Source organism: Mesotoga sp. BH458_6_3_2_1 (genome assembly GCF_003664995.1).
In the GTDB taxonomy this organism is placed as follows: Bacteria; Thermotogota; Thermotogae; order Petrotogales; family Kosmotogaceae; genus Mesotoga.
In genome coordinates, this window is record NZ_JFHL01000029.1 from 125,535 (window position 1) to 146,005 (window position 20,471).

The 20,471-nt window shown below is 46.2% G+C and carries 15 protein-coding genes; 12 read left to right on the top strand and 3 right to left on the bottom strand.

What is annotated here, in order from left to right:
• Positions 1 to 2 precede the first annotated feature (2 nt).
• From Y697_RS13280 to Y697_RS13320, 9 genes are all read left to right on the top strand, one after another.
• Positions 3 to 1,355, top strand: a complete 1,353-nt coding sequence (locus Y697_RS13280; RefSeq protein ID WP_121552282.1) for an 8-oxoguanine deaminase — start codon at positions 3 to 5, stop codon at positions 1,353 to 1,355.
• 225 nt (positions 1,356 to 1,580) lie between these two features.
• A complete protein-coding gene (locus Y697_RS13285) occupies positions 1,581 to 2,234 on the top strand; it encodes a histidine phosphatase family protein (protein WP_121552283.1) in 654 nt (217 codons plus the stop codon).
• Positions 2,235 to 3,246: 1,012 nt separating this feature from the next.
• Positions 3,247 to 3,903 carry a DtxR family transcriptional regulator gene (locus tag Y697_RS13290; RefSeq protein WP_121552284.1) on the top strand — a complete coding sequence of 219 codons (657 nt, stop codon included), beginning with the start codon at positions 3,247 to 3,249 and terminating at the stop codon, positions 3,901 to 3,903.
• 10 nt (positions 3,904 to 3,913) lie between these two features.
• Positions 3,914 to 4,222 (top strand): ferrous iron transport protein A, encoded by a 309-nt coding sequence (locus Y697_RS15155; RefSeq protein WP_409071779.1) that lies wholly within the window; start codon positions 3,914 to 3,916, stop codon positions 4,220 to 4,222.
• Positions 4,164 to 6,182, top strand: coding sequence for a ferrous iron transport protein B (gene feoB, locus Y697_RS13300; RefSeq protein ID WP_121552286.1), 2,019 nt, complete (start codon positions 4,164 to 4,166; stop codon positions 6,180 to 6,182). Before Y697_RS15155 ends, feoB begins: the two co-directional genes overlap by 59 nt.
• A gap of 463 nt (positions 6,183 to 6,645) precedes the next feature.
• Positions 6,646 to 8,613: a hypothetical protein gene (locus tag Y697_RS13305; protein ID WP_121552287.1), complete on the top strand. Its 1,968-nt coding sequence runs from the start codon at positions 6,646 to 6,648 to the stop codon at positions 8,611 to 8,613.
• A gap of 12 nt (positions 8,614 to 8,625) precedes the next feature.
• Positions 8,626 to 8,949, top strand: coding sequence for a type II secretion system protein (locus tag Y697_RS13310; RefSeq protein ID WP_183083823.1), 324 nt, complete (start codon positions 8,626 to 8,628; stop codon positions 8,947 to 8,949).
• A gap of 8 nt (positions 8,950 to 8,957) precedes the next feature.
• Positions 8,958 to 9,470: a PilW family protein gene (locus Y697_RS13315; RefSeq protein WP_121552289.1), complete on the top strand. Its 513-nt coding sequence runs from the start codon at positions 8,958 to 8,960 to the stop codon at positions 9,468 to 9,470.
• Positions 9,471 to 9,783: 313 nt separating this feature from the next.
• A complete protein-coding gene (locus tag Y697_RS13320; protein ID WP_121552290.1) occupies positions 9,784 to 10,068 on the top strand; it encodes a LexA family transcriptional regulator in 285 nt (94 codons plus the stop codon).
• A 167-nt stretch (positions 10,069 to 10,235) separates the two neighbouring features.
• On the opposite strand, the gene Y697_RS13325 is transcribed toward Y697_RS13320, so the two are convergent.
• The 3 genes from Y697_RS13325 to Y697_RS13340 form a co-directional block, all read right to left on the bottom strand.
• Positions 10,236 to 14,207: an NACHT domain-containing NTPase gene (locus tag Y697_RS13325; RefSeq protein ID WP_121552291.1), complete on the bottom strand. Its 3,972-nt coding sequence runs from the start codon at positions 14,205 to 14,207 to the stop codon at positions 10,236 to 10,238.
• A 780-nt stretch (positions 14,208 to 14,987) separates the two neighbouring features.
• Positions 14,988 to 16,226, bottom strand: coding sequence for an HD-GYP domain-containing protein (locus Y697_RS13335; RefSeq protein WP_121552293.1), 1,239 nt, complete (start codon positions 16,224 to 16,226; stop codon positions 14,988 to 14,990).
• Between the two features lie 264 nt (positions 16,227 to 16,490).
• Positions 16,491 to 16,862: a four helix bundle protein gene (locus Y697_RS13340; RefSeq protein ID WP_180977973.1), complete on the bottom strand. Its 372-nt coding sequence runs from the start codon at positions 16,860 to 16,862 to the stop codon at positions 16,491 to 16,493.
• A gap of 30 nt (positions 16,863 to 16,892) precedes the next feature.
• Between Y697_RS13340 and Y697_RS13345 the strand changes: the two genes are divergently transcribed.
• From Y697_RS13345 to Y697_RS13355, 3 genes are all read left to right on the top strand, one after another.
• Positions 16,893 to 17,135 (top strand): hypothetical protein, encoded by a 243-nt coding sequence (locus Y697_RS13345; protein ID WP_099829221.1) that lies wholly within the window; start codon positions 16,893 to 16,895, stop codon positions 17,133 to 17,135.
• Positions 17,136 to 17,816: 681 nt separating this feature from the next.
• Entirely contained in the window at positions 17,817 to 19,364 is a 1,548-nt protein-coding gene (locus tag Y697_RS13350) for a class I SAM-dependent DNA methyltransferase (RefSeq protein WP_121552294.1), read from the top strand.
• On the top strand, positions 19,354 to 20,469 hold the full coding sequence (locus tag Y697_RS13355) for a YhcG family protein (protein WP_121552295.1): 1,116 nt from the start codon (positions 19,354 to 19,356) through the stop codon (positions 20,467 to 20,469). Before Y697_RS13350 ends, Y697_RS13355 begins: the two co-directional genes overlap by 11 nt.
• The last annotated feature ends 2 nt before the right edge of the window (positions 20,470 to 20,471 follow it).

Genomic DNA, 20,471 nt, shown 5'->3' on the forward strand with positions numbered 1-20,471 from the left:
GTTTGAAAACAGTACTCAAGAACATAGACTATCTTGTGACAATGAATGAAAAGAGAGAGGAGTTGAAAGGAGCTTATATCGTCGTCGAAGATGGAATAATCGTCGATGTAGGCAGGGGAACTCCTCTCTCGGGCGACGTGGAGATCGACCTCTCTGGACGGATTATCACTCCCGGTTTTGTCAACACTCATCATCATTTTTATCAGTCGCTTTTCCGCAGCGTGAAGGAAGTCGCCTCCGCCAAGCTGTTCGACTGGCTGGTCTTCCTGTACGAGAGGTGGAAGAACCTGGACAACGAAGCGATATATGTCAGCAGCAAAGTGGCGATTTACGAGATGATGGCCTCCGGCGTGACAACAACAACCGACATGCTCTACCTTCACCCAACGGGAAGGAAAGAGTTTATCGACAGCGAAATAGAAGCGGCCCGCAGTACCGGGGTGAGATTTCATCCCACCAGGGGCTCAATGTCTCTCTCCACAAAAGACGGAGGATTACCCCCCGACACGGTCGTGCAGAGTGAAAGAGAGATAATCGAGGACTCCGTAAGACTTATCGTGAAGTATCACGATAGAGAGAAACACTCGATGCTGCGGATAGCTCTGGCACCCTGCTCTCCCTTCTCGGTGACTGAAGAGTCGATGGTCAGGACGGCCGAACTCGCCGGGCAATACGACGTGCTTCTTCACACACATCTCGCCGAAACGAGGGACGAAGACGATTTCTGTATCGAGAAAAAGGGATTGAGACCGGTCGATTTCATGGAAAAGGTCGGCTGGCTTAACGAGCGAAGCTGGTTCGCCCATCTCGTATGGTTAAGCGACGAAGACATAAAGAAACTTGCCGAGCATGACTGCGGCATGGCTCACTGCCCTTCCTCAAACATGAGACTTGGATCGGGAATCGCCCGTGTGAAAGAGATGAAGGAAGCTGGAATCAGAATCAGCCTTGCCGTTGACGGAAGCTCATCGAACGATACAGGAAACATGCTTCTTGAGATACGAAATGCCCTGATGCTTCAGAGAGTTCTCAAAGGAGCCGATGCCCTTTCGCCGAGGGATGTTCTGGAATTTGCGACGCTGGGTGGAGCGAAGGTCTTGAGAATGGACGACTACATCGGTTCGATCGAGCCGGGAAAGTCTGCCGACTTGGCCGCTTTCAGACTGGACACTCTCTCGATGGCCGGTGGGCTATCCGATCCGGTGGCTTCTCTCGTTCTCTGCGACCCTCACAAGAGCGACCTGGTTATGATTGACGGAAAGATCCGCGTCCAGAACGGCAGGATAGTCGATGGCGAACTCTCGGAAGTAATAAAGAGGCACAACGAAATATCTTGCAGATTGATTGAATCCTAAAACAAATCGGGTGAATTATCCAGAAATTATCGAGTGAGTTACACAAGAGGATGGCTCCCGTACACTGTCTTCATGCATTATAGTGTGAGGCCTCGTAACTCGATAGTAACCGCGATTCTTCAGTGACGATTGATTGACAACCATTAGAAAGCAGTTTTCGGCCGGTATGCGTTTTCGAATCGTTTGCTATCATCTTGAATTTCAGTTCTAATCCTGGAGGTATAAATGTCAGAGATTTATTTCTTGCGCCATGGGCAGAGTCAATCGAATGTTGAGAACCGTTTTGCGAATGGAAACGATGGTTATCCTCTGACAGATCAGGGGAGGAGACAGGCGGAAAAGGCATCCGCATTTCTGCGTTCCAGAGCGATCCGGAAGGTTTACACTTCACCGATTCACAGAGCTGTTCAGACGGCAGAGATTGTCTGCACAAAATGGGGACTCACGCCAGTTGTGATAGATGAAATCAGAGAATTCTCAGTAGGCATCTTCGAAGGAAAGAGAATTGCCGGACAGGCCAGGGAGTTGTACGTGGATCTGAAAAAGAGATGGGCTGCCGGGGAAATGGACACAAGAATCTCGGGAGGCGAAAGCCACCGCGAGATAATCGACAGGCTTTGGAAAGGTATTGAGTATGCTCTCGAAGGGGATGAACAGGAGCCAGTTCTCATGGTAAGCCACGGAGGGCTACTTTCCATGGCTCTTCCATACATGTGTGACAACCTGGATTTAACCACCTTCTATGAGCAAGAAGGTGTTTTCATAAGGAACTGCTCGGTTACTTCTGTACAAACTCGTACTGAGAATTCGAGAATTTCTCTCAGTCTTATGGAATGGGCAGACGACTCTTATCTTGATGTTTCCGAAAGGAGTTTTTAGAGTTCTAAATTCCATTGGGACGATTTTCAGATGAAATCATAAGGCGAGGAATCACCTCAATAGAAATTCCTACCTTAGATATTGACCACACGTACTTCTGGCCTCTTTCTTATCTGGCACTTGAATAGAACGAACATATGTCCATTCTATGTGCTGGCGAATGGGAAAGTCACACGCCCTAAGAATGCACATGATTGAGAGGTAATTATGAAAAGCCAAACAGAGGATAATACTTTGGCGTGTCTTTCCTGTTCTTCGCTCTCTCAGAAACTGAGTTATACGAAGATCACTTCCTCTTAGTTAGACATTTCACAAGATTGGATCGGCAATAATTGTGTTGCTCAGTTTCCAGAGTCGCAGCGCAAAGAAGAGGAAGAGTGTCTATACAAGAGGCAGGAAGGATCTCTCTTCCTTCCTGCCGTTAGGGTGTGTGAGTGGAACAGTTGCATGTTCTATGTTGCAAGAAATAAACGTTGCCCGTCAAAGGTCCACCGTCCTCGGGAAAGGCTTTACGCTTAAGAGCGGGGAACTCGCTGATCGCTGTGAAGAACAGTTCCATGTTGTCTGTTCCAAGTTCCAAGTAATGAGAGTGGCAGTGCCTCTGAGTACCCGCTATTCGGTGTTCGCTGCAAGCTGACTTCAAGAATTCGTATACGTTAGGAAGCAATGCTAGAACCCTTCATCTCCTCAATCCTGATCCAAACCCCCTTGGGATACTTGCTGTCTCGTTTCGTTGGCGTCTCTCCCTCCCTCTGCCTTTTCAGCTACCTGTGATCAAGTATTGATTTTGACTCTTCAGTGGAATTGCGATCGATTCAGCTGTAGAGGACAAAGGACACGGACTGTGTTCTTGGAAGCTTTCTTGCTGCGCATGATACAAGAAGAGTCACTTCAGTTGCTTTTAGATCTCCTCAAAAAATATTTCGGTGAGACTTGACAGGCATACTATATACAAATATACTATTAGTAGATATAGCTACATTATCTGCATATGTGAAGGAGTGATTTCAAAATGGGTATTTCCGAGAGTCTTGAAGATTATCTGAAGTCTGTATATCAAATACAGATTGAGAAGGACTTTGCACGCGTAAAAGATGTAGTTGAAATTCTTGGAGTCAAGACTTCTTCAGTAATTTCTGCACTTAAGAAGCTTAGTGAGAATGGACTTGTTGACTACGAGAAGTACAGCTATATTAAGCTAACCCAGGCCGGGTTAGTGCAGGCAAGTTTATTGTTTGAGAAACACAATTCGCTTAAGACTTTCCTTGAAGAAGTTCTGTACATTGAATCTCGCAAAGCAGACGAACTTGCGCACGGTCTCGAGCATCATTTGAATCAGGAATTGCTGACTAAGATGGAAGCTGTGACGAGGTTCTTCGCAGAGAATCCCGATCTGCTTAAGGAGATGCAGGGTTATATAGGTGAACACGAAAGGGAGTCGCAGGTTACGCTTGACAGACAGAAGAGTGGAAAGATCTACAGGGTTGAGGCTGTTAGGGGAGATCCCGAGCTAAAAAGACGTCTCCTGAGCATGGGAGTGCTTCCAGGCACAGATATCTCACTTGAAGCAATTGCTCCGCTGGGAGACCCGATCGAGATAAAGGTGAGGGGTTATAGGTTGAGTCTTCGTAAGGAGGAGGCGAAGGCCATTGTCGTCGAGCAAATCTAACAGATTCCTTATGAGCAGTATTCGTAAAGGCCAATGCAAAATAGTTGACATTTCTAGATGTGAAGCGCAGAAATCTAAGCTTCGGAGCGTCGGCCTGATTGAAAACGCTGTTGTTGATGTCATTAGGGGCTCCGCAGAGGGGATGATGATGCTTCTCGTTGGAAAATCGCGCATGGGCCTCAGTCACTTTCTTGCCAGCAAGATATTGGTTGAACCAGCGGACGAAAGAGTCTGCTTCGTAATAGGAGGGGAGGAGAATAATGCACCTAAAGGGCACGTTGGTAGAAGAAGACGTTATAGATGTCGTACTGGCTGGTAATCCAAACGTTGGAAAAACAGCCGTTTTCAATGCCTTGACAGGGTTGCATCAGAAGACAGGCAACTGGCCTGGAGTAACCATTGAGAAGAAGGAAGGAGTCTTTTCCTGCGGGAGCACTAAGGCAAGAGTGGTTGATCTTCCGGGGATCTACGGATTGAACGCCTTTTCACTAGATGAAAGAATCTCTCGTGACTATTTGGTATCCAGTAGGCCCGACCTAGTCCTCTCAATAATTGATAGTACAAATCTACAGAGAAATCTCTATCTGACTTTGGAACTCATCGAAATGGGAGTGAACGTTGTTGTGGTTTTGAATATGCAAGACGAGCTGGAGGCCCAGGGCATCTCGATTGATACGGAAGGCATGACCAGGACTCTCGGCTCTCCTGTCTTGTTGATTTCAGCGTTGAAACGCACCGGTATTCAGGAGCTGAAGAGCGAGATTATCAAGAATGGAAAAGAGGGTTTGCCAAAGACAGAGAGGAAATTTCACGATCAAAGAATTGAAGAGGCACTCAGAAAGATAGAGTCGCTGATTTCCCTTTCCGAAATGGGTGATAAGTTGAACGCCCGATGGTTGTCTATAAAATTGATTGAAAGAGACCCCGAGTACAGACTCATTCTTGAGAAAGCTTCAGCCGGAATAAAGAGCGCAGTTGATCAAATCATATCAGATCTCGAAAAATCTGTAGGAGACGCTTCCGTAGCGATAGCCCAGGAAAGGTACAGATCCATTCAGGAGATCGATGCCAACTTTGTGAAAAAAAACACCGGAAGAATCGACTTAACAGATAGACTGGATAGAGTACTCACAAACAAGTGGCTTGGAATTCCAATCTTCTTCTTTCTCATGTGGTTAACCTTCCAGGTAACGTTTGCGATCGGGAACTTCTTCCTTGAGCAGATAGAGGCAGGGTTCGAATGGCTCTCTGAATCGGCAACTGCCTTGCTTGTGGGGAACGTGCCGGAAATCGTAGTCTCTCTTGTCTCAGACGGTATTATCGGGGGCGTGGGAAGCGTCATGGTCTTCGTTCCGAACATCTTCTTTTTGTTTCTCATGATCGGAATTCTTGAATCGTCTGGATACATGTCCAGGGCCGCCTTTGTGATGGACAGATTGATGCACAAGATAGGTCTGCACGGCAAATCTTTCATACCTATGATAATCGGTTTCGGATGCACCGTTCCAGCAATCATGGCGACAAGAACACTGGAATCCAGGAAGGACAGGATAATAACAATGCTTGTCTCGCCGTTTATGTCATGTAGCGCGAGATTGCCGATCTATCTCACCTTCGCTGCAGTATTCTTCTCAAGGCGCCAGGGAACCGTGGTATTCAGTATCTATGTTATTGGAATTGTGGCAGCTATCACAATGGCCAGGATATTCAAGAGCACAATCCTTAAGGGAGAGACTTCGCCGTTTGTTCTGGAGCTTCCACCCTACAGACCGCCGGCAATGAGAGAAACCCTAAGATTCGCGGGAACCAAGAGCCTCATGTTCCTCAAGAGAGCCGGTACAGTGATCTTCGTCGTAGTTATTGTAATATGGGCCCTGGCCACCTTTCCTGCTGGAGTTGAGTATGGTTCACAAGAAAGCTATGCCGGCATGATCGGGTCAACCATAGCGCCACTGATGAGTCCAATGGGATTCAATAACTGGGAGAGTGGGGTTGCGGTACTTATGGGTGGTCTTGCAAAGGAGGTTGTGGTCGGAACTTATGAGACGCTGATCGGGGATGGCAATCTGGAATTGACCTTGCGCGAGTATTTCACTCCACTTTCTGCCTACGCCTTCATGCTCTTTACATTGCTATACATGCCATGCGTTGCTGTCTTTGGAGCAATCTGGAAAGAAGCTGGCGCCAAATGGGCCTTGTTCACAGTTGTTTACACAACGCTATTCGCATTCTTTGTCGCTTCGATTGTTTTTCAGATAGGCAGTTTGCTTCTTGGGTGAGCGCGTTAGGGACATTCGCCGGTTAATGATAGCTAGTCTTGTACGCAACAAATCTCAAATTACGAGAGTTACTCTTCTGGAGACCCAACCGCGTGTTTTCGGTGTAAGTAAAGGAGATTGCGAACCGTGTGATCAAGAAAAATACTCGATCGTTGGAACTGAATTTCCCTTTTCTCGACTTGCAGGTGAAATCGTTTTCGTGAAAGTTGTTGAGCGAATTCGTATTTGCAGCACGGACCAGTGAGACTATTCGATTGCGTTTCCTGCTTAACGAATACCACCTTTCAGGCACGATAACAGGCACTCTGCTGCAATCGCTCTTCGCAGGCATTAATTGGATCGTTGGACAGATCAGAAGTGCATGGTTCAAGTCCTCTGGGCAGTGTCGATGCAATTCCGGTCAAGCGCTGGCATAACATTGCAATGGTTATTGATAGCTACCAAAGTTGGAGGAGAATGCTGAATGAGTCCAAGAAAAAGGCAGACTGGTTACGTCCTTTTCACTGCATTGATTGTTATTCTAGTTCTGTCGGTTCTGACAACGACGGTTCTCACTCTCGTTCTCAACGATTCGATGCAACTCAACAGAACAGAGGCAAGACTTGAGGCACATTACAGAGCTTTGTCTGGTGTGGAAGTAGCCAGGGCGATTCTCGAGAAGGATAGCACAAAGAATCTGAGGGGAATCTTCGGGGGAAGAATTTCAGATTCAGAAGGCGCCGTCTTCGAATTCTTGCAACCCTTCGATTTGGGAGAATATTGGGGAGAAGATACACAAGTTGTACGAGATGCAGTTATTGGGGCGATACAAAGTGAGCAGACCGAAATAGCCTTCGCGATATTATCTAGTGACGATGATTCCGAAGTCAAGATAGTCTCATATGGCAATAGAAATTCCGTACTGGAGAGTATTGTTCTAAATCTTGCTTTTACCGGTGGGGGCTATGAATTCCCTATTTTCGATATGGCAGTATTCTCTGACAGCTATATCGGACTGGGAGGAAGCGCGAGAATTGAGGGAAGAGCAGGTACGAATTCAGTTACGCCGGGTGCGGTAGATCTGTATGGAGGAGGCGTAATGGTCACGGACACTATTTACGTCGGAGTTGATGGTGACGTTCACGTGAATCCCTCGCCAGATCCAGACGCACACTGGATAGCGGTTGAATATCCCGATGCTGTCGTCACGAGAAGCGGCATATGGAACAATACCTGGCTAAACTCGCATCCAATACAGAATTTGGATCAATACAGAGAGTACGTCTTGCCAGAGTTCCCCGATGCCCCTCCTTCCATATCTTTTCCATCCTTTCCGGACTTCCCCGGGGGACTTCCTGATGTGGGGAATCTCTCAGTTGGAGGAAATAAGAGCGCTACCGTTTCTGAGAGTGCCGAGTATGGAAGTATCAGTGTGGGGGGTAGCGCAGAACTGATTTTCAACTTGAGTGGAAGAGACCTCTCGATTAGGGCAAGCTCGCTAAACATATCAGGCAGCGGAAAGATAAGCGTTATCGGTCCCGGCACATTGAATATGTATGTCGACGGAAATGTCTCTATTAGTGGAAATGGAATAACTTCGCAGAACTCAGGCAGATTCAATCTCTACGTGAATGGCAGTTTCAATTCTTCAGGGAACAACAATGTTGAGCTGGCAAACTTGTACACAAAGGGATTGACTGACCTCGGCAATAGTGGCCAGATGACTATTGAGAACCTTTATGTAGACTCTAATCAGGGATTCTCGACTTCGGGAAACGGGACGCTCAGAATATCCTCTGAGTTTCTAGTCAAGGCTTCGTCGGCTTCATTCTCGAGTGGGATTGTTGATTTTATGAATGGTTCCAGACAAGAATTCCAAATCGCAAATACTATGTCTTTGACTGGAAATGCAGTTGTGAATGGAATAAGCAACGGAGTAATAAATTGTGCATCCCTAAACGTTGGTCAAGGTCATATTAACCTTGCAGAAGAAGGGGACCTAGAAGTGTATGCCAGCACGGGGTTCAATATGGGTGGAAGCAGCACTCTCAATAATGGCGGTGACAGGGAGTCTGTAAGGGTTGACTATGCAGGCACAAACAATCTTGATCTGACCGGTAATATTAGATACACAGGTGTTCTCAACATCCTTCAGGCCGACGCTGACCTGGGTGGTTCTGGCGAGATTGACGGACTGGTAATCAGCGGAGGCCCAAATGTGAATCTTCACGGAAATCCTCTTGCCAAGGTCATTGCGATCTACGCTCCAAACTCCACAGTAAATATGGTCGGAAGTGCCACGGTCAGGGGAGCCATTGTGGCAGACAGATTCGTGGCCGGAGGGAGCTCGAAAGTGGTTTTTGAGAGTGAAACGGAAGAGCTTTTCCCGCCAGGAACAATCGGTTTGGGCGACGAAGAGGGACAAGAAGACACGGAATTCTGGAGTAGATAGGGAGTGATCGGAGTGATTGTAAATCGCCCGGCAAGAAAGCAAGGATTCTCACTTGTTGAGGTGGTGTTGAGTCTAGTAATAGTTACGGTGATCATTGCTGCCGTCCTGCCAGCTCTGACCAAAAGCATGCAACTGGCAAACAAGAATCGACATCTGACCACAGAGCTGTCAAGAGTTCAGAAAAGTCTTGAAGAGGAGTACTTCGTTCCTGAAAGGAGCGGATCGTATTCGATAGTGCTTAATCTAGATGGTCAGAATATTGTACTTTCCGGTGAACTCGTGTCGAAGGAGTTCGCTGAGAACAAGAAGATCGATATCTTTCTAAGAGAGAGGTAGATACCTCGGTGAATAGAAGAAGAGGACTAACACTTACAGAGTTACTGGTTGTTATTCTAACATCAAGCATCATAGCTGCAATCGCTTTGTCCGTCTTTTCTGCGGCATGGAGAGTATACATGACATCTCAGGCCTTATCGTCACTGGGAAAGAATCTCAGGACCGCCGCGGAAAGAATATCTGAAGAGTTGCGATGGGCCACTTCGCTTGAGTTTTCCAGTTCTCCGGAGGGAGAAGATTGGATTACCATAATTCTTGAAGAAGGGTCAATAAAGAGATATAGAGGAACAACGGAAAGCCGGTCAGGCGAGCACAACTTAAGCGATGCTTCCGACGTGCTGGTAACAGACCTCGCCTTCGAGCTGAAAACATTGCAGGACGATAGGGTAATAATGGATATCTCGCTTTCCGGCTCAAGTACCTTGAACAGCAAGATCGGTGAAAGTGTTAGTACCTCAGTAGTGATCTTCAACGTTCGCGATTATTCAGGAAGCGGCTCTTCGATTAGTTACCGCAAATGAGAATCGAGACACGAGACTTCTTTGCAGAACTTTAGATTGCTAAGAAGTGTGCGTCGAAGAGCTTTCTTCGAGCCGACGTCTTCCACCTGAATCAAGGATGATCGTTAGCTAGTTCCGTTCACTCCGCAGGATCCATACTAGGCATCATAAAGCAACAGGCAGAACGAAGAGAGCCCTCTTCCTGTCGTTAGGGTGTGTAAGTAGTGCAGTTCCAAGTTTCATGTTGCAAGTTGCAAGAAATTTGAGTCGGCGTCTAAAGTCCACTGCCTTCCAATGAACTTAGGAGCTCCTATCTGTTGACTAGAAGTTAAGAATGGAGTCTGTACTCATGGGTTCGGGCCACTCTTCAGTCATTGAGAGTGATACAGTGGACTTTTCCTTTACTGTAAAAGGATACAGCATGTTCTCTGAACTGCTTGACGGTGACATTTTCTTCGTTCTAAAACGGCCGGTCGCCAGGAATGGCCAGATCTTGGTTGTGAGAATAAGCGGCCAGGGAGGCGTCATAAAATACTTCCACAAGAGATCTGACATGGTAATTCTTTCCTCTGAGAACCCTGAATACAAACCTATTAGGGTAGATAGAAATGGACGGTAGACCGAATATGCTATTTTCGGGGTAGTTGTTGGTTTGAAGAGGAAGTTTTCTGATTCGTGATTACGCCTTCTCGTAATTGGTTAGAGAAGTGTTCAAGGAAGCTGCATCGAAATTACCCATATCATTTGAGCAATACGTTTTTCATTATTTCCTTTCGACATCTTTCGCTAATCATGTGTCCCCCCAAGAGAAATATCAAGTATGTACGGTTCTACTTTGAAAGCATCATCCGAAATGCTGATCGCCTGTTCTTTATACTTCTCCAAAGCTTGTTCCTTATTCTTATTCTTCCGTAATGCATCAGAACGTCTATAATCTTCCTTGTCCCAGTTCTCGAAATTGAACCAACTCACCAAATATATCCCTCTGTAAACGGAATTCTTTTTCATGTACTCATCCAGCAGTTGCCGTTCCATGGCTTCATCGATTTGTTGATTCCAGTTCCCCTTCACCTCGATCACAAGCTCGATCTTGCAGCTCATTCTTGAAGTGATCTCTTCTACAGCTGTAAGATAAATATCCGCGAATTGCCTCGTGTCGTCCCGCCTTATCTGAACCTCTCGGTTAATCACTATGCTCCTCTCACTAAGATACGACCGAAGAAACCGGGTGACATAATCTGAAACCCTATCCTCATCTTTTGGCCCGTACTTTGTTGCACTATCTACTTTGCATTCATTCCACAGATCAATTGCGCAGGGTAAAGATACGCTAACTAAAGCTTTGTTTAGCTCATCAAGCGCTTCGAGGACAACGGCAAGAAACTCATCGCTGTTTCTAACGATTCGTCTTTTCTGGTTCTCGATCAGAGCAGTCAACGTATCGATTTTCGCTGGAATCCAGTTATTCTTCAAAGCCAGATCATATGCGCTGGAGTATCGCCATTTGAGAGTCGGATATTCTTTCGAAAGCCTTTCTAGAGTTTCGACCGCTTCAAAAGAAGCGAGTTCCTCCAAGCACTTTTCGATATCATATTTCAGCTGAAGCAGATGATTATGTGTTGTGTACACACCATCATCGAAGTCAGAATTCAGTAACTTTGGAAAGCTCTTAAGGAGAGATTTGTACAAATATTCCAGTTGATGACATTCGATCTGATTGAGTATCCTATATCTGTCATTGTCTCTAGCAATGGTGATTAAGAACTCTTTTTGCTGCTGGTTTGTCTCAACAATCTCCCACACTCTGTCCCATTCTTTGCCCTCAGAGTGTTCCAAAAGTAATAGGCATAGATCCGGTAAGGGTATTGGCAATTCATCCATCCCCGCGTTGCTAATTTGATCGTAGATGAACTCTATCGCCCTATTCTTGTCCTCATTCAGAAGAAACTCTATGGCATTTCTCCTAAATCGATCTGAAAGGTCCATGTTCTTTGAGGCTTCAAATAGCAGCCCGGAGATCCCCTCGATGTTGAGTTCGCTGAATCTTGAAAGATCAAACCATTGATCTTCAGAAGTCTGCTCCAGGATCATTCGTTCAAGAATCTTCAACGATTCTTCGGTAAACAAGTCCATGACTATCTTTACAAGATTCTTCAGCAAAAATCGCGAATTCTCTCCAACAGCCGGGAAACTCAGTATGACATCAATGTGTTTCTTCAGAATATTCGAGTTCTCTGTCAACCAATTACTGTCAAGCATCTCCAGATTTAGAAGCGAAAACATAACAGCGAAGTCATCTACAGTGAATTCTGATGCTCTTGAGCCCTTTCTAGAAACACAGGATGAACCCAAAACGAACTCCTTAATGGTCCTAATGAAGTCGTCTCTTTCCTCTTCGGAAAGGTCACTCAGTATTTGTCGCTCCCAGAGATCCCATAAGGTATTTGAGCCATTTCTTCGAACCAGCAGATCAATAAGAGTTCGGATTTCTTGGCTTGCGTTTTCGCGAATTATCTTCTTCGCTTGTTGAGTGAGCGAGGGTTCTTCTGGTCCGTGGCTAATGCACATCGGTTTGTCTGAATTGTGTTCACGTATTTGCGTTAACCGCTTACGTAGAGTTTGAGAGACTTGTGGTCTTTCATCAATCTCCGGTAATTTCAGAAGCTCGTTGTAGACGCTTTCCTCATCCAGAACGAACCGTAGAATAGTCCTTATGAGAAGACCGTCTTCTTCCTCAGCCATGGCGATGTTCTTGAACACGTCTAGAAGCATCTCATGATTCCGATGGAGCTTTGTCCGAAAAGCATTAAACGCTTCCTCATTGATGAGTGAGCTTTTGCTTCCGTAGAGGAGGACGATCAGGGAAGCAATTTTCGCTGCCATTTTCTCATAATAGATGCTTTCTTCAGTGACTCTCGAGAGCAGCTTTGGCAAAAGGTAGTTGGGGTAATAATCATCGGAGAAGTGCTTAACATACCAGTCTAACGCTTCTATTGATAAACTTCTGTCTATCTTCTCAAACAGAACTGTTTCGATAAACGCGTCGTAAGCCCCAATAAGCCGCTTGTCTTTCTTAGGTGTGATGCTCGAAAGAAGCTCGCTTACTGAAATGTGTTTTGGCCAAAGAGCGTACATACAGAGCCCCTTGATCTCATCATCTTTGTCGGTTGGAATGTCCTCCAGAACAAAGGGAAGAAGTTTTGTTTTCTGATCCATATTTTGGGAGTATATGAAAAAGGAAGCGGCGTACTTTCTAACGCTGATGTGCTCCTTTTCGTCCAACAAAACGTTCATTATCTCGTCTTCAATAGCAAAAGTCCTGCATGACTCAGCGATTCTCAAAGCGAGAACTCTCGAAGGGATGTTCTTCTCTTTGTTGTTGATGTAATCGAGTAAGTCATTTTCTATGCCCGCGTACCTCAAGTTGCCTGAGAGATCGGTTATCCTCTCAATATAGATTTCTTTGTCATACAGTTCAAGAAGCTTAGTTACCAAAATCCTTTTCTTGCGATCCTCAATAACTGATAAATCGCTGCTAAGCAGAGTAAGTGGAGATATTTCCAGGAGGTAGTCGAAGATTTCGTCACGTTCTGTCGCGATCCAAGCGATAGTCTCCTTGAGTCGAGGAACTAGATCTTTCGGTCTGCAGTTGTGCGTTATGAGAGAACGCAACTGCATTTCACTGAGCTTCCTGCTGACTATGAAAGAAGCAGCCAAGAATTCGGCGTAAGAGCTGTGTGACCAAATCGTTCCTTCATGCGACACTGAGAAAAGAGCGGTCTTCAAGACTTCTTTGATCTGGGCTTCCGTGGCATTGAAAACATCTCCTCTCTTGGTCTCACAAGTTCCAGCTAACTGAGATACACTGACCATGTTGTTTCTCAACGCAATTTCGCTCTCATCGACAATGATTCCGCGTCCTGAAAACTCAGTGAAGAAAGCGATTCTACTAGCGATGGCCATTCTTCTCTCAGCGCTCGCTCCTTCTTCAGGAATTTCGCATAGCTTTCTGCAGCTCGCTTCGAACAGCCCCATCCTTCCTTTCTGGAAGGCCTCCATGTTGCTTCTTCTGTACTGTTCAACTAGCATTACCAAAGTCAGAGGTCTGATCAGGAAAGACCAGAGATCGTTAGCTTTTGCAACCTGAAGAAATCCTTTCTCATCCACATCACACTCGTTGATCAGGTTATGAACATCTTCGAGACTCAGTACTGTCAATTCATAGATCCTTATTTCCTTGTCATGAGTACCATCTAGCTTTTCATACGGCTCAGAAAGACTACTGCCGAGAATATCGGACCAATCCCCAGTTCTACATGCCAGGATGAAAGACACCTTTCGGGAAAGCTTCACGGTGTTAATGATGCAATCTCGAATAACTTTAACGCTCTGAACAATCCCGCAAGAGTATTCATCCAAAGAGTCTACAAAAACAGTCACATTCCTATCTAAATCATGTCCGGAATCCCTCAGCTCGCTTGCTAGATTCTCCAGTGAGAGTTGATTGTCTATCCATATCACTTTCTCTCCAGAGGATTCCAGTTTTCTTCTGTAGCGCTTCATCTCAGTTGTTTTTCCCATACCGGGCTCGCCAAGCAGGATCAAACACGAATACTGATCAAGATCTTCCATCGCTTTCAAATGGGCGTTCCATAAGCTTCCAGAGAACCCTTTGGGATTAGCTAGAAAACCTGTGCTCTCAGTGTAATATGGTTTGTCTTTCTCCACCCAGAAACGAGTCCAGCCAACAATACTCAACCATGACACCTTCTTTCAAGTCAAGATTCTACGGATCAACCAAGAGGGGAAATTGTTGAACAGAAATGATCTAGATCCTTCATTGAACATTGTAATATATTCATGAATAATTTAATTGATTTTTAACGTGTCGGTGCCCAATAACGTTCCGATTCGGTCAGCGGCCCAAAAAGAAGTTTCGTCAAGTCTTGTTTCTGAAAATGCTTCTGTTTTCCCTGAAACATTATTATATTGATCAAAGCCACTTTAGGCCTTCAATTGCAGGGAATACCTCTCTGCAATTACCGTTACTCATATTCTGCAGCAAACAACTTACTGTAACCACAATCCAAATATCGGCCTCGAAGATGTTAGTTTAGGCAAAATACTTTCTTTCGGTACTACTATCGCGATAGGTTGATCTGCGTCGAAAATAACAAACGAACAATCGAGCTCCAAAGATTACCGGTATCAAGTATCAGTACGAAGTGAAGAACAAATCCCTTGACTGAACTCAATCTCAAAGGAAACTGGTTTTGACTTTCGAACTGTTGAGAAGTATGTTGAAAAGCGAGACTGGAATGAAAGACAGACGAGGAATAAACCTTCGAAAATAGAATCAGTTAAAGAGATCATAGATGAGATTCTGATCCAAGACATGAAGCATCCAAGAAACCAAAGACCCACAGCAGTAAGAATATACCAAAAACTCTTGGAAGAATATCCTGACAAGCTTCAGGTAAAGGAAAGGACCGTGACAAGATACGTTTCTCAGAAGAAGAAGGAGCCTTCGGCTTCCTCTCACGACCTCTCCCAGCACTTCTCCGGGGTTCTCCCGCAAAGTGCATTCTCAAGGTCAGGAAGGATCTCTATCAGAGCAGATACTATGCCCTGGTCAAGTGGCATTTCAGTCATCATGACGACAGCTTGCGCAAAGGAGTAAGCTTCTCGGTAAGGTCTGTCAGCCGTGAGGGCTTCGAAGACATCGGCCACGGCAATGATCTTAGCCTCAAGCGGTATCTTGTCCGTCTTCAGTCCGTTTGGATAACCAGAACCGTCTTCTCTTTCGTGGTGCATATAAGCGTAAGGAATGAACTTCTTCAGATATTTGAAGTGTTCGAGGATGTCTTTTCCATGCGTAGGATGATTGCGAATAACCTCCATTTCAATCTCATCTAGAGGACCGTGCTTCCTCAGTATCCTAGATGAAATACCGACTTTGCCAATGTCATGCAGCGTTGCTCCGTTAACGAGCTCCCTAACCTTCTTTCTGCTCAAGCCAAGTCTCTTCCCCACCAGTCCGGCGATTATTGCCACATTCTTCGAGTGAAATCCGGTATATGGATCACCTGTTTCCCATAAATACATAATCTCTTGAAGACCGTGCATTTCATAGTATCCGGAAAGTCCAAGAGTGAGCACTTCCATCATGAGCAATACGCCGATTATTCCAGCAATCAGAGAGTGGACTACCATCCACTTCATTAGATCATATCCTCTTATTTCAGTCCTTAGGCCATATGCGAAGCCCTTTGATCCGTCCGGTGAAAAGGTGATTCTCTCTGCCAGATGCATCTCTGAAAGGAGGGCATCCTTATCAATGCTCACTAGAGCGACCTTACCGGGGATTTCTTTCTCCATGTTGTTATCAAATATGTTGAAGTAGAGATAGAGCTCCTGATTCACAGTCGACAGTTTGTGAGTATTCATAACGGGTATTTCTGGGGGCCTGTCTATGAGCCTGGCGGATTTTACCGCTGGAAACTCTTGCCGCACTTCCTGAAGCATTTCTTCAATGAACGCATCGTCACCAGATACCACAGCATAGTACATCCCATGCCATTGGAAATACCCCTTGGAAAGTGTGGTTGCAAGATTCTCGACAGATGTCTCGAAGATTCCCGAGTAAATCTCCTGAGTGTAGCTTATCGCTTCGTTCTGAAAGACGTGATACGGCAACATCATTAGAAGAATCGTAACTAACAAAATGAATATAACCAGAGTAGGCCGGATGTATCTAAGCTCATCAAATCCTCTCATTCAGAATCCCCTTATGTTCAGTTTGGCTTCATCTATCTATTGCTAAGTAATCATATCACCTAATCTTTCGATGTAAACAAAAGCTTTATCTCCTGCTTATGTTGAAGACTTGACAAGACAATAGAGACAATTATCCGATCATATTTGTGCGTTTTGTCATTGATGTTTGCTGGTGTAATATGTCAACGTCGTGTGCCCCGCGTGGTAGCGGATGGCAGGTAGCAGGTTGGTAAGAACAGGATCGGGGAGAAATCCCCGTCCTGTTTACTTAACGGTCTTCTTCAAAGAGAAGATAAGTCCATTCAAGAGCTTGTGGACTCTGTTCGACAGGGATTCGAACTGTTTGAGATCACCTTCAGACAGGTAACCAAGTTTCACACTTATCTCCATCTGAGTGGAAAGTTCCATGAGGGAACCGCGGGAAACGTAAAGAAACTTGATCAACTCTTTAGTGTGTTCTCTGCCATATCCCTCTGCAATGTTTGATGGTACTGAAACAGCAGCCCTCTGCATCTGTGAAACAAGACCGAATCTCTCGTGCTCTGGGAGCTTTCTAGTCAAAGTATAGACTTCAACCACAAGTTCCATAGAACACTTCCACAAATCGAGTTCTCTGAATCTGCCGAACAAGTTCATACCTCCTTGATCGTACAAAGGAGTGATAATATGTCGTGGATAAAAGAGTTACTATCCCTAATCACAGTCTTCGCAAGCTACGTCGAATCCCCCGGCAACGGACCGGAGAAGAAAGAGAAAGTAAAACAGATGATAAAGGATGCGCTTCCCGATGAACAATGGAAGATCGATCCCGAGTTCTTCGACTTCATCCTGGATGTCCTGATAGACCTTGTCGTCATGTTCCTGAACAGAGGGCTTTGGAAGACAGCGATGAAGGTGCTGGTGAAATGATAGCTATTTGCAGATAGCGATTGAGAAACGTAATGTTTATGAGCGACTCCAAAACAAAAAAACGCACTGTATTTCACCTTCTTTTTTGCCCGGCCTTAATGCCGGGTTCTTTTAATGTGAACTACCCTATAATGATATTCGAGAACTAAGCAAACTAGAAGTTAGAAATTTAACAATCTGTCTCTCTCCTCTTGAACGGAAATCTGATCTACAATTGCTCAATTCCGAACTCGTATCACAAAAACTGTGTTTGTTACTAAGCAAGCAAGAGAGATCACAAACTAACTAATTCACGTGGACTAACCATAGAGAATTCGGTTAATGGCCTAGCTGGTTCTTTCATCAGTTAGGATAGACAGGCAGAGTATTTTCTCCGGATGGGTGCCGCATGAATCATGAACCCAATGTTTCCGTAAACTTTTCGCAATCTATTGAACTGCATTTGGTTTTTTTAGAAATTATTACTATAATAATCGTGAAAAGTACTAGAAACGCAAGAAAAGATTGTTTGGGTAGTTGAGCCTACTGTCTCTGAAAGAAGACTCCAAATAAAGTTCTTCGATATACTTCAATCGCTCAACTAGGAAAGATCTACACTTCCAGATGGAACACTTCCCTACCCGAAACAGTTTGCTCGATAGACTCTTTTGGCCCTAAATCATGCCTATGGAGGTAGACTATATGGCAAAAGAAACCAACGGAGCGAATCTCGGCTTTGAGAACCAGATGTGGGCCGCTGCCGACAAGTTGAGGGGGCATATGGATGCCTCCGAGTACAAGCATGTGGTTCTTGGATTGATTTTTCTCAAATACATCTCGGACGCCTTCCAGGCCAAGTACAAGCAGCTGGAGGCTACCAAGGATACTGAATATTCAGATCCTGAAGATCGTGACGAATACGCGGCTGCCAACATTTTCTGGGTGCCGAAGGAGGCCCGCTGGTCCAAACTCCAATCCAGCGCCAAGCAACCGACCATCGGCAAAATCATTGATGACGCTATGGTGGCCATTGAGAAAGAGAATCCTACCCTCAAGGGTGTTCTGCCCAAAGACTATTCGCGTCCGACTCTGGACAAATACCTGTTGGGTGAGCTCATCGATATCGTCAGCAAGATCGGACTTGGAGACGATGAATCCCGCTCAAAAGATATTCTCGGCCGGGTGTACGAGTATTTCCTCGGTCGTTTCGCCGCGGCGGAAGGCAAAGGCGGCGGTGAATTTTACACACCCCGGTGCGTGGTCAATCTGCTCGTCAGAATGATCGAGCCATATAAGGGTCGCGTGTTTGACCCGTGCTGCGGCTCGGGTGGCATGTTCGTTCAAAGCGAGGGCTTTGTTGAGGAGCGTGGCGGCCGCCTGGGTGATATCGCTATCTACGGTCAGGAGTCCAATCCTACAACCTGGCGGCTGGCGATGATGAACCTGGCCATCAGAGGACTGGACGCCAACCTTGGCGGTCAACATGCGGACAGCTTTCATAATGACCTGCACAAGGACCTGCGAGCTGATTTCATCCTCGCCAATCCGCCCTTCAACATGAGCGACTGGGGCGGCGAACGCCTACGGGAAGACGCCCGCTGGAAGTACGGCATTCCGCCGGTGAACAACGCCAACTACGCTTGGATTCAGCACTTCATCCATCACCTCTCACCCACTGGTATTGCCGGTTTCGTTATGGCCAATGGCTCCATGTCCACCAGCACCACCAGTGAAGGGGAAATCCGCAAGAATATAATTGAGAAGGACCTGGTGGATTGCATGATCGCCCTGCCCGGGCAGCTTTTCTATACGACTCAGATTCCGGTGTGCCTCTGGTTTCTCGCTCGAAACAAGAAGAACGGCAAATTTCGAGACCGGCGCGGACAAACGCTCTTTATCGACGCCCGCAAATTGGGAAACCTTATCGATCGAACCCACAAAGATTTTTCCGAAGAAGAGATCGACAAGGTTGCCGGGACTTACCATGCCTGGCGTGGAGAAGAAGAGGTTGGCGAATACAAGGATGTGCCGGGTTTCTGCATGAGCGTTACCACCGAAGAGATCAGAAACCACGGCTATATCCTGACCCCTGGCCGCTACGTAGGCATGGAAGAGATCGAAGGCGATGGCATTCCATTCGAAGAAAAAATGGCCGAACTGTCAGCAACGCTCTACGAGCAGTTCGCTGAGGCTCACCAGCTCGAAGCCGCTATCAAAAAGAACCTGGAGAGCTTGGGCTATGGCCAATAACCAGGAAGGCTTCAACTTCAGCACCCTGGTCACTGCTATTCACCAGGTAGACGAAAACATGGCTGCGCAGGCCGGGCGGGCGGTCAATGTCAGCCTGACCCTTCGAAACTGGATGATCGGCGCCTATATTGTCAAATATGAACTGAACGGTTCGGACCGGGCGGATTACGGTGATAAGCTCCTTTCAGAACTGGCAAAGCGGCTGACAGGCATCAATGTGAGTAATTGCAATCGCCGCCAGCTCTATCGTTACCTACGTTTTTACCGGCTTTATCCTCAAATTGTGGGGACACTGTCCGCACAATTGAAGACTATGCTGCCTGCGGATTTACATGGAATTGAAAAAGTGGGGACACCGTCCCCACAATTGAAAATCCCACCGGAAAAACTCGTATATCGGCTTTCATACAGCCATCTGGAATTGATCGTGGATCTTGACGATCCTCTCAAACGGACCTTTTACGAGATCGAGTGCATCCGGGGAAACTGGTCGGTGCGGGAGCTCAAACGGCAGATCGGCAGCCTCTACTATGAGCGTTCCGAGTTATCGGAAAACAAAGAAAAACTGGCAGAACTGGTCCAATCAGGGACGGAAAAGAGCGAACCGAAACTGGCTGTCCGCGATCCCTATGTTTTCGAGTTTCTCGGGATAAAGTCCTGTGAGGCCATGAGGGAGTCCGATCTGGAGGATCAGCTCCTGAACGAACTACAGGATTTCCTTTTGGAGCTTGGCCACGGATTCTGCTTCGAAACCCGCCAGAAGCGGATCCTGATCGGTGATACACACGGTTTCGTTGACCTGGTTTTCTACCACCGCATCCTTAAATGCCATGTGCTGGTGGAGTTGAAGGTCGAGTCCATTAACCACGAAAACCTCGGACAGTTCAACACCTATGTGAGCTGGTACCGGAAAAACATGATGGCCGACGGAGACAAGCCGCCCGTGGGCATTCTGCTCTGCACGCAAAAAGACCATGCCCTGGTGGAATACGCCTTGGCAGGTATGGACAACCACCTGTTCGTCTCCAAGTACCAGCTCGAACTGCCCCGCAAGGAAGAAATACAGAAATTTCTGGAAGAGAAGATACGGGAGGTCGGGGAGTGAAA